Below are 14893 nucleotides of genomic sequence, written 5' to 3'. Positions count from 1 at the left end.
ATCAAGATTAGCACGATCGTTCTATTTACGTGGTAGAGTGGCGGAACCCTCGGGGCGGGTCCCGCGTTCGATCGCGCTTTGCACAACTTCATCGATTAAAGGAACGAGAATGGGCCGTTCGATCAACCTGGAAGGCAAGGTCGCGCTGATTACGGGCGCATCAAGCGGGCTGGGCAAGCGCTTTGCCCTGGTGCTCTCGCAGGCGGGGGCGAAGGTCGTCCTGGCGAGCCGCCGCGTGGATCGTTTGAAAGAATTGCGCGCTGAAATCGAGGCATCGGGCGGCGCGGCCCACGTGGTTTCGCTGGACGTGACCGACTACCAAAGCATCAAGTCGGCCGTGGCGCATGCCGAAACCGAGGCGGGCACGATCGACATCCTCGTGAACAACTCCGGCGTCTCGACGACGCAAAAGCTCTCCGAAGTTACGCCGGCCGACTACGAATACGTATTCGATACCAATACGCGCGGCGCGTTTTTCGTGGCGCAGGAAGTGGCCAAGCGCATGATCATGCGCTCGGCCGGCGGGGCGCAGAAGCCCGCGTACCGCATCATCAACATCGCGTCGGTGGCGGGGCTGCGCGTGTTGCCGCAGATCGGCCTATATTCGATGAGCAAGGCGGCGGTCGTCCACATGACGAAAGCGATGGCGCTCGAGTGGGGACGGCACGGCATCAACGTGAACGCGATCGCCCCGGGCTATATCGATACGGAGATCAATCATCACCATTGGTCGACCGATCAAGGACAGAAGCTGCTGTCGATGTTGCCCCGGCGCCGCGTGGGCCGCCCGGAGGATCTCGACGGGCTGCTGCTCTTGCTCGCCGCCGACGAATCTCAATTCATCAATGGCGCCGTGATCGCGGCGGACGACGGGTTCGGCCTCGCTTGAGGCTTCGCTTTTAGCCCCGCCGGCCGGCCGATTGCGCCCCGGATTTTTTTGTCTTAGGTATAAAGAAGTGGAACAAGCAGAAGCGACGATCAACGATTACCAGCGCGTGTTCGAAATGTCGATGCCCATCCGTTGGGGCGACATGGATGCGTTCGGGCACGTCAACAACACCGTGTACTTTCGCTACATGGAGCAGGTGCGGATCAGCTGGTTCGAATCGATCGGCATTATCGGCGGCGCCGAACAAGGGCAGGGACCCGTCATCGTCAATGCCTCGATGGAATTTTTGCGGCAACTGCATTACCCGGGCGACGTCGTGGCCGTGATGTCGGTGGGCAAGCCCGGGCGCAGCAGCTTCGATACGGGCTTCGAGCTGCGCCGCTCGGACGATCCGGGCACGCTCTATGCCCGCGGCGCGGCCCGTTGCGTGTGGATCGATTACGCGGCCGGGCGCTCCGTGCCGTTGCCCGAGCGTTTGCGCGAACTGCTCGAACATCCGCATCTCGTCAGCGCCGGCTGATTGCCCTGAAGGCGCGCGCGTTTCGACACGGGCGCCACGTGGTCGCCTCCTGCCTGAGGGGGGCGTTCAGTGCCCGAGCAGCCGCTGCATGAGTTCGGTCGCGTTGCCCGTGCCGAATTTGCGCATGAGACGCGCGCGATAGATATCGACCGTGCGCGAGCTGATGTCCAGAGCGCGCCCGATCTGTTTGCTCGTTTTACCCGTCGCGAGTTGAGCGGCCACTTCGCGCTCGCGCGGCGTGAGTTCGATGGCCACGCGGCGCGTCGCGCTCAAGTCTTCGAACGTCCAGACGCCCGCGGCAAGCGGGGCTTGCCGTTCCAGCGCGCGCCCGGTTACATGGCACCAGAATAGTTCGCCATCGGCGCGCTTCATGATCCGATCGTCGGCGTAGCTGCCTTGGGCCGTCATGATCGGCCCGATCCGCTCGCCGATCCGCATGAACTCGTCCGAGGACGGGTAGAGCACTTCGAACGAACGGCCGATCAGCGCCGAGCGCTCGCAGCGAAAGATCGCGGCCACCGCGTCGTTGCAGTCTTCGATGATCCGATCGCGCGACAGCACGAGGCCGATCGGCGCGAGATGGAATGCGGTTTGATAATCGATTTTGGACATGGTTCGCGGCAAGCGGACGCTCATTTCGCGGGCTTTCGCTTATGTATTTTTGCGTATTGTGCCGCAAGCGCGGACCATCGTACCCTTTGGGCCATTAAATCGAGTGTGGCGGCGCGTATCGAAGATGAACGAATGCGCGCACGACGACTAAAATGGCCATCGATTGCGTTCGATGTCGACCATTCTCACTCGTGCCGATCCGATCGTCGGATTTCCATCATGGAAGGGACATACAGATGAATAAAGTCTATCCAAGCGCGGCCGCCGCGCTCGAAGGCGTCGTTGCGGACGGTCAAACGTTCGCCGTCGGCGGCTTCGGCCTGTGCGGCATCCCCGAAGCGTTGATCGCGGCCCTGCGCGACACGGGCGTTGCGGGCATTACATGCATCAGCAACAACGCGGGTGTGGACGGCTTCGGCCTCGGCGTGTTGCTTCAAACGCGGCAGATCAAAAAAATGATCTCGTCGTACGTGGGCGAAAACAAGGAGTTCGAGCGCCAGTATCTGTCGGGCGAACTCGAACTCGAGTTCACGCCGCAAGGCACGCTGGCCGAAAAGCTGCGCGCCGGCGGCGCGGGCATCCCGGCCTTCTTCACGCGCACGGGTTACGGCACGATCATCGCCGAGGGTAAGGAAACGCGTCAGTTCGGCGATAGCCAGTACGTGCTCGAGCATTCGCTCACAGCCGACGTCGCGCTCGTGAAAGCGTGGAAGGCCGACAAGGCCGGCAACCTCATCTATCGCCGCACGGCGCGTAACTTCAACCCGATGTGCGCGATGGCGGGGCGCATCACGGTGGCCGAAGTCGAAGAGATCGTCGAAGTGGGCGAACTCGATCCGGATGCGATCCATACGCCCGGCATCTTCGTGCAGCGCATCGTGCTCAATGCGCATCCCGAGAAACGCATCGAACAACGCGTCGTGCGCGCGAAAGGAGACTGACATGGCTTGGACACGTGACGAGATGGCCGCGCGCGCGGCGCAGGAGCTGCAAGACGGCTTTTACGTGAACCTGGGCATCGGGCTGCCGACGCTCGTGGCGAACTACGTGCCCGCGGGCATGGACGTTTGGCTGCAATCGGAGAACGGCCTGCTCGGTATCGGCCCGTCCCCGACCGAGGAGGAGCTCGATGCCGATCTGATCAACGCGGGCAAGCAAACCATCACGACGCTGCCCGGTTCGTCGATTTTTTCGTCGGCCGATTCGTTCGCGATGATTCGCGGCGGCCATATCAACCTGGCAATCCTCGGCGCCATGCAGATCAGCAAGAACGGCGATCTCGCGAACTGGATGATCCCCGGCAAGATGATCAAGGGGATGGGCGGCGCGATGGACCTCGTGGCGGGCGTCAAGCGCGTCGTCGTGCTCATGGAGCATGTGGCCAAGGGCGACCAGCACAAGATCCTCGACGCCTGCACGCTGCCGCTCACGGGCGTGGGCGTCGTCAATCGCATCATCACGGATCTGGGCGTCATCGACGTGACCGAGGCGGGCCTTAAGCTCGTCGAACTCGCGCCGGGCGTGACGGTCGACGAAATCAAAGCGAAGACGGGCGCGCCGCTCGATACGAGCGCGCTGAACTGAGCGCGCCGTCCGCGTGCCGCGCGCGAGGCACAAGACAACGGGCGGCCAAGGTGCCGCCCGTTGTCGTTGGTACACCTCGCGGCGTTCCAACTGTCATCGGCAAGACAATGCCCGTTCCCCGATCGTCCTAGACTGTGCGTTGCTCGCGCGCGGGGAGACCGCTCGTTTCGCGAAGTGACTACAATCGATGACAGCCGCGACGTCATGCGCTCTTGGCAGCGTCGCGCCGCGCCGTATCCACCCGAGGACGACGATACGATGACTCAAACGACGCTCACAGCCGCGGCTCCCGTGCAACGTTACGTGCAATGCGCGAGCCCCACGGGCCTGCATCGGATGGCCTATTCGGAATGGGGCGATCCGGCCAACAAGCGCGTTCTCGTCTGCGTGCACGGTCTCACGCGGTCCGGCCGCGATTTCGATCGTGTCGCGGCAGCGCTCGCCGATGAATATCGCGTCGTCTGCCCGGACGTGGTCGGCCGCGGTTTGTCCGATTGGCTCGGCGATTCGAGCCGCTACATCGTGCCGCAGTATGTCGCCGACATGATCACGCTGATCGCGCGGCTCGACGTGGAGTCGGTCGATTGGTTCGGCACGTCCATGGGCGGGTTGATCGGGATGACGCTGGCCGGCTTGCCGAGCTCGCCGATTCGCAGGCTGCTCGTGAACGACATCGGCCCGCATATCGAGCCGGTCGCGCTGGACCGGATCCGCGACTATCTCGGCAAACCCGCGAGTTTCGGCACGCTGCGCGAAGCCGTCGATTACGCTGCGTCGGTTGCCCCAGGCTTCGGTCCGCTGAGTGCCGACGAGTGGCACGAGATCAACGCGCCGCTCATGCGTCAGCGCGAGGATGGGAGGTGGGGATTGCGCTACGATCCGGCGATCGCGCAGCCGTTCGCCGCGGTGAACCCCGACGCCGGACTCGGCGCGGAGCAACTGTTGTGGCGCCTGTTCGAGGCAATTGCAGGCCCGGTGCTGGTCGTGCGCGGCGCCGAGTCGGACTTGCTCTCGGCGCAGACCGCGGCAAGCATGGTCGAGCGCGGTAAAGCGGTGTCGTGCGTGGAAATCGAGGGTGTGGGGCATGCGCCGGCTTTTCTCGATCCGGAGCAGATCGGCATCGCGCGCCGGTTCTTCGTCGGCAACGACGCGCCCGAGTCATAATAGCGGTTTGCCGCCCCGCGCGGCCCGTGAAACTTTACGTACCGGATCAGGACTTCAAATGGCAGTCATTCGTCATCACGTCGGCAAGCGTCTCTCGGAAACCGCGATTCACAACGGCACGGTCTACCTAGCCGGGCAGATCGCCGAGGACACGAACCAGGACATCGGCGGGCAGACGCGCGAAGTGCTTGGCCATATCGACCGTTTGCTCGCGGAAGCGAACAGCGACAAGTCGCAACTGCTGTCGGTGCAAATATACTTGGCCGACATGGCTCATTTCCAAGGCATGAACGCCGCATGGGACGAGTGGGTTCAAGAAGGCGCCACGCCGCCGCGTGCCACCGTGGAGGCGAAGCTCGCCAATCCCGAATGCCTCGTCGAAATCGTCGTCGTCGCGGCTCAGCGCGGCTGAGCGTATCGAATTTCGTAGTCGCTGTTTTTGCAAGAGAGTCGAACGATGAACGCCGATACGGTCGTCACCGGCGCGCCGTCGTTGCCGTCATTTGAGGATGCGCTCGCGTTCGTGCGCGAGCACGCGGGCGAGGCGCGCCTGGCGTCGGGCGAGTTGCTGGCCGAACATGCCGCGGGTACGGCGTCGATCGTCGGCAAGCTGAACGTCGATCCGCCCGCGGTGCTGGCGGCGGCGCTGTTCGCGCTCACGCCCCATCTGGCCGATCCCGAACGGATCATCGCCGAGCGCTTCGGTGAGGAGGTCGGCCAACTCGTGGGCGACGTGCGCAAGCTGCTTCGCCTCGGGACGGTCAGTCTGAAGGCGGCGAGCAACGCCATGCCCGAAGCAGGCCGCGATGCCCAGGCTGCACGCCGCGCGCAGATCGAGGCGCTGCGCAAGATGTTGCTCGCGTTCGCGCAGGACATCCGCGTGGTGTTGATCCGGCTCGCCTCGCGCTTGCAGACGCTGCGCTACTACGCGGCCGCCAAGATCTCGCCGGGGCCCGAGGTTGCGCGCGAGACGCTCGAGATCTATGCGCCGCTCGCGAACCGGCTCGGTATCTGGCAATTGAAGTGGGAACTCGAGGATCTCGCTTTCCGCTTTCAAGACCCCGATACCTATAAGCGCATCGCCAAGCTGCTCGACGAAAAGCGCATCGAGCGCGAGTCGTACGTCGCTCAGGCGATCGACCGGTTGCAGCAAGAGCTTGCCGCCGCCCACATCCAAGCCGAGGTCAGCGGGCGCCCGAAACACATCTATAGCATCTGGCGCAAGATGCGCGGCAAGGCGCTCGACTTCGCCGAGCTTTACGACGTGCGCGCGTTCCGAGTCATCGTGCCGGACATCAAGGATTGCTACGCGGTGCTCGGCATCGTGCACAACCTTTGGCAGCCCGTGCCGAAGGAATTCGACGACTACATTTCGCGGCCGAAGCCGAATGGCTACAAGTCGTTGCACACGGTCGTGATCGGCGACGACGGGCGCGCCTTCGAAGTGCAGATTCGTACGCACGAGATGCACCGCTTCGCCGAATATGGCGTCGCCGCGCATTGGCGCTACAAGGAAGCGGGCACGCGCGGCTATGGCGGCCAATTCAGCGCAAGCGAGAAATACGACGAGAAGATTGCGTGGCTGCGGCAATTGCTTGCGTGGAAGGAGGACGTCGCCGAAAGCGAGCCCGCCGCCGCCAGGCCCTGGGAGCAATTGCGCCATGCCACGCTCGACGACGACCATATCTACGTGCTCACGCCGCAAGCGCGTGTGATCGCGTTGCCGCAAGGCGCGACGCCGCTCGACTTCGCGTATCACTTGCACAGTGAACTCGGCCATCGCTGCCGAGGCGCGCGGGTCGATGGCGCGATGGTGCCACTCAACAAGCCGTTGCAAAACGGCCAGACGGTCGAGATCGTCGCGGTGAAGGAGGGCGGGCCGTCGCGCGATTGGCTCAATCCGCAGCTCGGTTATCTGCAAAGCAACCGCGCCAAGCAGAAGGTGCGCGCTTGGTTCAACGCGATCGAGTTGCAGGAACATATCGCCACCGGCCGGGCGATGGTGGAAAAGACGTTGCAGCGAGAAGGCCGGACGTCGGTCAGTCTCGATCAGCTCGCCGCCAAGCTCGGCTTCAAATCGCCCGACGATTTATTCAACGTCGTCGGCAAGGAAGAGTTCAGCCTGCGCAACATCGAGCAGGCGCTTACCGAACAGCCGGCCCCCGAGCCCCAAGCGGACACGCCCGAGCAATTCGAAAAGCGCGGCAGCGGCGCGAGCGTCGCGCGCGGCGCGTCGACGGGCGTGCTCGTCGTCGGCGTCGACGCGTTGCTCACGCAGCTTGCGCGGTGCTGCCGCCCCGCGCCGCCCGACGAAATCAGCGGCTTCGTTACGCGGGGCAAGGGCATGTCGATCCACCGCAGCGATTGCGCGATGTTCCAGCGCATGGCCGCGCGCGCGCCCGAACGCGTGCTCGCCGCCGCCTGGTCGGCCGATGTGATGGGCGGGCGCGGCTCGTCCGTGTATCCCGTCGATATCACGATCGAGGCGCAAGACCGGCAAGGCTTGTTGCGCGATATCTCCGAAGTCTTCGCGCGCGAGAAGATGAATGTCGTCGGCGTGAAGACGATGAGCCGGCGCACGAGCGCGTTCATGCAATTCACGGTGGAAGTGTCGAGCTCGTCGCAGATCCAACGTGCTTGCACGCTGCTCGGTGAAGTGGCCGGCGTCGTGAGCGCGACGCGCAAGTCGTAACTTTTTGCATGTGAAAGCATAAAAGTACTTGCCAAGGTTCAATAGGGTCCATATAATCGCTTCTTCTTCAGGCTCGTAGCTCAGCTGGTTAGAGCACCACCTTGACATGGTGGGGGTCGTTGGTTCGAGTCCAATCGAGCCTACCAACGAAAATCGAATGTCCGGTTCGCCGGGTATTCAGCAGCAGTCAAAGGCGCGAAAGCGCACAAGGCGAATACGGTTATGACACCGCGAACGTTGACCGAAACTTTTTCGGAGCGACGCTAGTCGAGGACCTCTTTCGCCCTATTAGTCTGCTTGTCAGTGAAAGTGAATGCGGCCCCTCGAAAGCGGGGCCGCATTTTTTTTATCCGTCTTTTGCTTGGCATGTCTTTGCAGTTTTGATTTGTTGCCGCCAATCGATTGTTTTTGATGCCCCGCGCGGCATCTCGGAGAGAACGCAATGGTTTCGATACGCCTGCCCGACGGTTCGTCTCGACAATACGATCACCCGGTGACGGTGGCCGAGGTAGCCGCCTCGATCGGTCCGGGTCTCGCGAAAGCCGCGCTGGGCGGCAAGCTCGATGGCGAACTCGTCGATACGTCCACGTTGATCGATCGCGATGCTTCGCTTGCGATCGTCACCGAGAAAGACCCGGACGGCCTCGATATCATTCGCCATTCGGCTGCGCACTTGCTCGCCTATGCGGTGAAGGATCTCTATCCCGAGGCGCAAGTCACGATCGGGCCGGTGATCGACAACGGCTTTTATTACGACTTCGCCTATCAGCGTCCCTTCACGCCCGAGGATCTCGAGAAGATCGAAAAGCGCATGCAGGAACTCGCGAAGAAGGACGAGCCGGTATCGCGGCGTGTCGTTTCGCGCGACGAGGCGGTGCAGTACTTCAAGGGCATCGGCGAAAAGTACAAGGCCGAGATCATCGAGTCGATCCCGGCGAGCGACGAAATCAAGCTCTATTCGCACGGCGGTTTTACGGATCTGTGCCGCGGCCCGCACGTGCCGTCCACGGGCAAGCTCAAGGTCTTCAAGTTGATGAAGGTCGCGGGCGCCTACTGGCGCGGCGATTCGAAGAACGAGCAGTTGCAGCGCATCTACGGTACGGCTTGGGCGAAGAAGGAAGAGCAGGACGCCTATCTGCATATGCTCGAGGAAGCCGAGAAGCGCGATCACCGCAAGCTCGGCCGTCAGCTCGATCTGTTCCACTTGCAGGACGAATCGCCGGGCATGGTGTTCTGGCATCCGAAGGGCTGGTCGCTGTGGCAGCAGGTGGAACAGTACATGCGCCGGCGCGTGAATGCCGACGGGTATCTCGAGATCAAGACGCCGATGATCATGGATCGCTCGCTGTGGGAGGCGTCGGGCCATTGGCAGAACTATCGCGAGAACATGTTCACGACGGAATCGGAAAAGCGCGACTACGCGATCAAGCCGATGAACTGTCCCGGGCACGTTCAGGTGTTCAAGCACGGCCTGCGCTCGTACCGCGATCTGCCGCTGCGCTATGCCGAGTTCGGTTCGTGCCATCGCAACGAGGCGTCCGGTGCGCTGCATGGATTGATGCGGGTGCGCGGTTTCGTCCAGGACGATGCGCACATCTTCTGTACTGAAGAGCAGTTCATCGAGGAGTCGATCAAGTTCAACACGCTCGCGATGAGCGTCTACCGCGACTTCGGCTTCGAAAACATCGACATCAAGCTCTCGTTGCGGCCTGAGCAGCGCGCGGGGACGGATGAGATTTGGGATCGCGCCGAGGAAGGCTTGCGCCAGGCTTTGACGGCGTGCGGCCTCACCTGGGAAGAGCTCGACGGCGAGGGTGCGTTCTACGGCCCGAAGATCGAGTACCACATCAAGGACGCGCTCGGCCGGTCCTGGCAGTGCGGCACGCTGCAATTGGATATGGTCCTGCCGGAGCGGCTCGGCGCCGAGTACGTGGCCGAGGACAACAGCCGCCGCCGGCCCGTGATGCTGCACCGGGCTATCGTCGGTTCGATGGAGCGTTTCCTCGGGATTTTGATCGAGCACCATGCCGGGGCGATGCCGCCGTGGCTCGCGCCGACGCAGGCTGTCGTCATGAATATCGCCGAAAGCCAAGCCGAGTATGCGCAGAGCCTAGCCCAAACGTTGCAAAAACAAGGGCTTAGAATCGAGCTTGATTTGCGCAACGAGAAAATTAGCTATAAAATACGCGAGCATACGCTCGAAAAAGTGCCGTACCTGCTCGTGGTAGGCGACAAAGAGCGTGAAGCACAAACGGTAGCCGTGCGTGCCCGTGGCGGTGTCGATCTGGGCGTGATGCCGGTCGACGCCTTCGTTGAGCGCCTGCGTGAAGACGTCCAGGCGTTCAAGTAAGCCACCGCGGCAGCGCGGCTCGTTTTTTTAATTTTTAGAGGAACCGGAACATCGCTACTGATAAGGGGCACCGCATCAACGGTGAGATTACGGCACCCGAGGTGCGTCTAGTCGGAGTCGACAACGAACCGCTCGGCATTGTGAAACTGGCTGATGCTTTCCGCATGTCGGAACAGCAGGACGTCGATTTGGTGGAAATCGCCCCTCAGGCGGTCCCACCGGTCTGCCGTTTGATGGATTACGGCAAGTTCAAATACCAGGAAGCGAAGAAGCAGCACGAGGCGAAGCTCAAGCAGAAGGTCATCCAGGTGAAGGAAGTGAAGTTCCGCCCGGGTACCGACGACGGCGATTACAACGTCAAGCTGCGCAATCTCGTACGCTTTCTGGATGAGGGCGACAAGACGAAGATCACGTTGCGTTTTCGCGGACGCGAAATGGCGCACCAGGAAATCGGCATGCGCATGCTAGAGCGCCTGCGCACCGACCTCGAAGAAGTGGGTCAGGTCGAGCAAATGCCGAAGATGGAAGGGCGCCAGATGATCATGGTGCTCGCGCCGAAGAAAAAGAAGTAACGTGCGGCTCGCCGCCGATGCGCCACGCAGCGAGTGGCGCGATGGGCGGCGTGTGCGACGAAGCAGTCAGAGATTTCCAAGCAGGTTTCGGAGCGGCGCCCGGGCGGTATCGGGCGGCGTTCCTGAAAGCGCGGCGGCCGGCAACGGCCAAGCCGCAGACAAGTGGACTGGGTTTCAAAGGGCGGAGCTAGGGCTTTTTGCCGGCCGCACACCCATCGCCATCAAATAACGGAGTTGTTCGTCATGCCTAAGATGAAGACCAAGAAGAGCGCTGCAAAGCGCTTCGTGGTGCGTCCGGGCGGTACCGTCAAGCGCGGTCAAGCCTTCAAGCGCCACATTCTCACGAAGAAAACCACGAAGAACAAGCGTCACCTGCGCGGTTCGGCAGCGGTGCACGAGTCCAATTTGGATTCCGTGCGCGCCATGATGCCCTTCGCCTAACCCTCAACCTTTACTCATAGGAGCGAAACATGCCTCGAGTCAAACGTGGGGTTACGGCACGTGCCCGCCACAAGAAGATCATCAACCTGGCCAAGGGTTACCGCGGCCGTCGCAATAACGTCTACCGCATCGCGAAGCAAGCGGTCATGCGCGCAGGCCAATACGCCTACCGCGACCGCCGCAACAAGAAGCGCGTATTCCGTGCGCTGTGGATCACGCGTATCAACGCGGCCGTCCGTCAGCACGACATGACGTACAGCGTGTTCATCAACGGCCTGAAGAAGGCGTCGATCGAACTCGACCGCAAGGTGCTGGCCGATATGGCCGTGTTCGACAAGGCTGCTTTTGCCGCGATCGTGAAGCAGGTGAAAGCCGCCGTTGCAGCCTAATTGCTAGATTAGTCACTGCGTGGTTCGTCTGGAGCGCCGGGGCAAGCCGGTGCTCCAGACAAGAAAACGGGGCTCCTCACCGAGCCCTTTTTTTTTGCTGGCCGCACTTACGTAAAACACCGACGTTGAAATGATGGGATCAATGGATTTGGACCGGATTGTCGCCGACGCGCAAGAAGCTTTCTCGCAAGCTGTCGATAGCGCCACGCTCGAAAACGAGAAAGCTCGTTTTCTCGGTAAGGCGGGCATGTTGACCGAGCTGCTCAAGGGGCTCGGCAAGCTCGACCCCGAGACACGCAAGGCCGAGGGCGCGCGCATCAACGTCGCGAAGCAGCAAGTCGAAGCGGCTCTCACGGCACGTCGCGACGCGCTCGCGCAAGCGTTGCTCGAGCAACGCCTGACGGCCGAGGCGATCGACGTGACGCTGCCCGGCCGCGGTGCCGGCGCCGGCAGCCTGCATCCCGTGATGCAAACGTGGGAGCGCGTCGAGCAAATCTTCGGCTCGATCGGCTTCGACGTGGCCGACGGCCCCGAGATCGAAACCGATTGGTACAACTTCACGGCGCTCAATAGCCCGGAGAACCATCCGGCGCGCTCGATGCAAGACACGTTCTACGTGGACGGCAAAGATGCGGGCGGACGTCCGCTGCTGCTGCGCACGCATACGAGCCCGATGCAAGTGCGCTATGCGCGCAGCAATACGCCGCCGATCAAGGTCATCGTGCCGGGGCGTACGTATCGCGTCGACAGCGACGCGACGCACTCGCCGATGTTCAATCAGGTCGAGGGCTTGTGGATCGACGAGAACATCAGCTTCGCCGATCTGAAGGGCGTGTACACCGATTTCCTGAAGAAATTCTTCGAGCGCGACGACATTCTCGTGCGCTTTAGGCCGTCGTATTTCCCGTTCACCGAACCGTCGGCTGAAATCGATATGAAGTTCGAGGAAGGCAAGAACGCCGGCAAGTGGCTCGAAATTTCGGGCTCAGGCCAAGTGCATCCGAACGTCATCCGCAACATGGGCCTCGATCCCGAGCGCTACATCGGTTTCGCATTCGGCAGCGGCCTCGAGCGTTTGACGATGCTGCGCTATGGCGTGCAGGATCTGCGGCTGTTCTTCGAGAACGATCTGCGCTTCTTGCGGCAGTTCGCGTAACGCGCCCGGCGCGTAACGAACACCGCAAGCGGTGCCTGGCCCGAGCGTGCGCCGGCCAGGCATGGACCCACTCCTTCGAACGTAGACACACATGCAATTCCCTGAATCCTGGCTCCGAACGTTTGCCGATCCGCAACTGACGACGGAGGAACTGTCGCATGCGTTGACGATGGCCGGCCTCGAAGTCGAATCGTTGCGCCCGGCTGCGCCGCCTACGACGAAGATCGTCGTCGGCCGCGTGCTCGAGGTGGTCAAGCATCCCGACGCGGACAAGCTCAACGTCTGTCAGGTCGATGCCGGAACGGGCTCGGTGCTCAATATCGTGTGCGGCGCACCGAACGTCGCCCCCGGGATCAAGGTGCCCGTTGCGCTCGTCGGCGCGCAGTTGCCGCCGGCCGAGGAAGGCGGGGCGCCGTTCGTGATCAAGCTGTCGAAGCTGCGCGGCGTGCAAAGCGAAGGCATGCTTTGTTCCGCACGCGAGCTCAAGCTGTCGGAAGATCACGGCGGTCTCATGATCTTGCCCGAGGACACGCCGATCGGACGGGACATCCGCGAAGCGTTGAATCTCGACGACACCATCTTCGAAATCAAGCTGACGCCTAACAAGGCCGATTGCCTTTCGGTGTTCGGCGTCGCACGCGAGACGGCAGCGATCACGGGTACGCCGCTCAAGCCGTTGGCGATCGAGCCCGTGCCGGTGAAACTAAACGAGCGTCTGCCCGTGAAGATCGCGGCGCCCGACCTATGCGGCCGTTTTTCGGGCCGTGTGATTCGCGGCGTGAATGCGCGCGCGAAGACGCCGCAATGGATGGTCGAGCGGCTCGAACGCTCAGGACAACGAAGCATTTCGGCGCTCGTCGATATCTCGAACTACGTCATGCTCGAGTTGGGCCGTCCGTCGCACGTGTTCGATCTCGACAAGATTCATGGCGGGATCGAAGTGCGCTGGGGGCGTCGCGGCGAAAGCCTGAAGCTGCTGAACGGCAATACGGTCGAACTCGATGAAGCCGTGGGCGTGATCGCCGACGATCATCAAGTGGAGAGCCTGGCCGGCATCATGGGCGGCGACAGCACCGCGGTGACGCTCGATACGACGAACGTATACCTCGAAGCCGCCTTCTGGTGGCCCGATAGCATTCGAGGCCGTGCGCGCAAGTACAACTTCTCGACCGACGCGGCGCATCGCTTCGAGCGCGGTGTCGATTACGAGACGACGGTGTCGCACATCGAGCGCATCACGGGCTTGATTCTCGATATCTGCGGCGGCGAGGCCGGTCCCGTCGACGATCAGGTCGTCAACCTGCCGCAACGTGCGCCGGTAACGATGCGGGTTGCGCGCGCCCAGCGCGTGATCGGTATCGCGATCGACGCCGACGAGATGGCGCGTATCTTCACGCGCCTTGGGCTCGAGTATGAATTCGACGGCGAGATTTTCGCCGTCACCCCGCCGTCGTATCGCTTCGACATCGAGATCGAAGAAGATTTGATCGAGGAAGTCGCGCGTATCTACGGCTTCGAAAAGATTCCGGCTCGTCCTCCCGTTGCGGCCAATGTGATGCGCGCGACGAACGAAACCTGCCGCTCCATTCACACGCTGCGTCACGCGCTGGCCGCGCGCGACTATGCGGAAACGATCAACTTCAGTTTCGTCGACGAAAGCTGGGAGCGCGATTTCGCGGGCAACGACACGCCGGTGCGCGTGCTCAATCCGATCGCGAGCCAGCTCTCGGTGATGCGTACGACGCTCATCGGCAGCCTCATCGACGTCTTGCGTCACAACTTGAATCGCCGCGCGGAACGCGTGCGTGTGTTCGAGGCGGGGCGCGTGTTCTTGCGCGACCGGTCGGTCGGCGCCAGCGAGACGACCGTTGAAGGTTACGCGCAGCCGAAGCGCATCGGTGCGCTCGCTTATGGTCCGGCTGTGGAAGAGCAGTGGGGCACGCCCACGCGCATGGTCGACTTCTTCGACGTGAAGGGCGACGTCGAGGCGTTGTTCGCGCCGCGCGTCGCGCGCTTCGTCAAGGCCGAGCATCCTGCTCTGCATCCGGGGCGCAGCGCGCGCATCGAACTCGATGGACAGGCCGCCGGTTGGATCGGCGAGCTCCACCCGCGTTGGATGCAGCAATACGATTTGCCGCATGCGCCGATCGTGTTCGAAGTCGATGCGCAGGCGCTGATGGGCCGTGCGTTGCCCACACTGACGGAAGTATCGAAATATCCGCCGGTTCGGCGCGATATCGCGGTGGTCGTCGATCAAAACGTGGAAGTTCAGGCATTGCTCGACGAGATGCACAAGGCGCTCGGCGAGGAGGCGTGCAAGTTCGTTCAGAGGGTTGCGCTGTTCGATGAATTTCGTGCAAAATCAAGCACTTCCGGCGGAATGGCGGCGCACGAGAAAAGCCTTGCCTTCCGCGTAACCCTGCAAGATACTGGCGGCACGCTGCAGGATGAGACGGTCGATTCGGCCGTTAAAGCCTTGGTGGATCGCTTGGCTCGAGTCTACGGTGCGCGGTTGCGCGGATGA

At 62.2% G+C, this 14893-nt stretch carries 14 protein-coding genes and 1 tRNA gene; 14 read left to right on the top strand and 1 reads right to left on the bottom strand.

Annotated elements, in window-relative coordinates; all coding sequences use genetic code 11:
- Nucleotides 1-109: 109 nt before the first annotated feature.
- Nucleotides 110-889: an SDR family oxidoreductase gene (locus C0Z18_RS27465; protein ID WP_102648588.1), complete on the top strand. Its 780-nt coding sequence runs from the start codon at nucleotides 110-112 to the stop codon at nucleotides 887-889.
- Nucleotides 890-977: 88 nt separating this feature from the next.
- Entirely contained in the window at nucleotides 978-1409 is a 432-nt protein-coding gene (locus C0Z18_RS27460) for an acyl-CoA thioesterase (protein ID WP_102648614.1), read from the top strand.
- 66 nt (nucleotides 1410-1475) lie between these two features.
- On the opposite strand, the gene C0Z18_RS27455 is transcribed toward C0Z18_RS27460, so the two are convergent.
- Entirely contained in the window at nucleotides 1476-2021 is a 546-nt protein-coding gene (locus C0Z18_RS27455) for a PAS and helix-turn-helix domain-containing protein (RefSeq protein WP_102648587.1), read from the bottom strand.
- A 236-nt stretch (nucleotides 2022-2257) separates the two neighbouring features.
- Here C0Z18_RS27455 and C0Z18_RS27450 point away from each other — a divergent pair, with 236 nt between their 5' ends.
- The 12 genes from C0Z18_RS27450 (at nucleotide 2258) to pheT (ending at nucleotide 14893) form a co-directional block, all read left to right on the top strand.
- The gene (locus C0Z18_RS27450; RefSeq protein ID WP_102648586.1) at nucleotides 2258-2962 is read left to right on the top strand and encodes a CoA transferase subunit A; all 705 of its coding nucleotides are present in this window, start codon (nucleotides 2258-2260) and stop codon (nucleotides 2960-2962) included.
- A gap of 1 nt (nucleotide 2963) precedes the next feature.
- Nucleotides 2964-3605: a CoA transferase subunit B gene (locus C0Z18_RS27445; protein ID WP_102648585.1), complete on the top strand. Its 642-nt coding sequence runs from the start codon at nucleotides 2964-2966 to the stop codon at nucleotides 3603-3605.
- A 258-nt stretch (nucleotides 3606-3863) separates the two neighbouring features.
- A complete protein-coding gene (locus tag C0Z18_RS27440) occupies nucleotides 3864-4769 on the top strand; it encodes an alpha/beta fold hydrolase (RefSeq protein ID WP_102648613.1) in 906 nt (301 codons plus the stop codon).
- 58 nt (nucleotides 4770-4827) lie between these two features.
- A complete protein-coding gene (locus tag C0Z18_RS27435) occupies nucleotides 4828-5181 on the top strand; it encodes a RidA family protein (protein WP_102648584.1) in 354 nt (117 codons plus the stop codon).
- Between the two features lie 45 nt (nucleotides 5182-5226).
- Nucleotides 5227-7461, top strand: a complete 2235-nt coding sequence (locus tag C0Z18_RS27430; protein WP_102648583.1) for a RelA/SpoT family protein — start codon at nucleotides 5227-5229, stop codon at nucleotides 7459-7461.
- A gap of 69 nt (nucleotides 7462-7530) precedes the next feature.
- Nucleotides 7531-7607, top strand: a tRNA-Val gene (locus tag C0Z18_RS27425).
- Between the two features lie 296 nt (nucleotides 7608-7903).
- Nucleotides 7904-9811, top strand: coding sequence for a threonine--tRNA ligase (gene thrS, locus C0Z18_RS27415; protein ID WP_102648582.1), 1908 nt, complete (start codon nucleotides 7904-7906; stop codon nucleotides 9809-9811).
- Nucleotides 9812-9861: 50 nt separating this feature from the next.
- Nucleotides 9862-10383, top strand: coding sequence for a translation initiation factor IF-3 (gene infC, locus C0Z18_RS27410; RefSeq protein WP_102648581.1), 522 nt, complete (start codon nucleotides 9862-9864; stop codon nucleotides 10381-10383).
- Nucleotides 10384-10626: 243 nt separating this feature from the next.
- A complete protein-coding gene (rpmI, locus tag C0Z18_RS27405; protein WP_102648611.1) occupies nucleotides 10627-10824 on the top strand; it encodes a 50S ribosomal protein L35 in 198 nt (65 codons plus the stop codon).
- A gap of 29 nt (nucleotides 10825-10853) precedes the next feature.
- The gene (gene rplT / locus C0Z18_RS27400) at nucleotides 10854-11213 is read left to right on the top strand and encodes a 50S ribosomal protein L20 (RefSeq protein WP_004192938.1); all 360 of its coding nucleotides are present in this window, start codon (nucleotides 10854-10856) and stop codon (nucleotides 11211-11213) included.
- Nucleotides 11214-11355: 142 nt separating this feature from the next.
- The gene (gene pheS, locus C0Z18_RS27395) at nucleotides 11356-12369 is read left to right on the top strand and encodes a phenylalanine--tRNA ligase subunit alpha (protein WP_199189566.1); all 1014 of its coding nucleotides are present in this window, start codon (nucleotides 11356-11358) and stop codon (nucleotides 12367-12369) included.
- A 91-nt stretch (nucleotides 12370-12460) separates the two neighbouring features.
- Nucleotides 12461-14893, top strand: coding sequence for a phenylalanine--tRNA ligase subunit beta (pheT, locus tag C0Z18_RS27390; RefSeq protein WP_102648580.1), 2433 nt, complete (start codon nucleotides 12461-12463; stop codon nucleotides 14891-14893).

Origin of the sequence: Trinickia dabaoshanensis (assembly GCF_002879885.1) — a bacterium.
GTDB lineage: Bacteria > Pseudomonadota > Gammaproteobacteria > Burkholderiales > Burkholderiaceae > Trinickia > Trinickia dabaoshanensis.
Note: the sequence above shows the minus strand (reverse complement) of the source record. Positions and strands in the feature narration are given on the sequence as shown.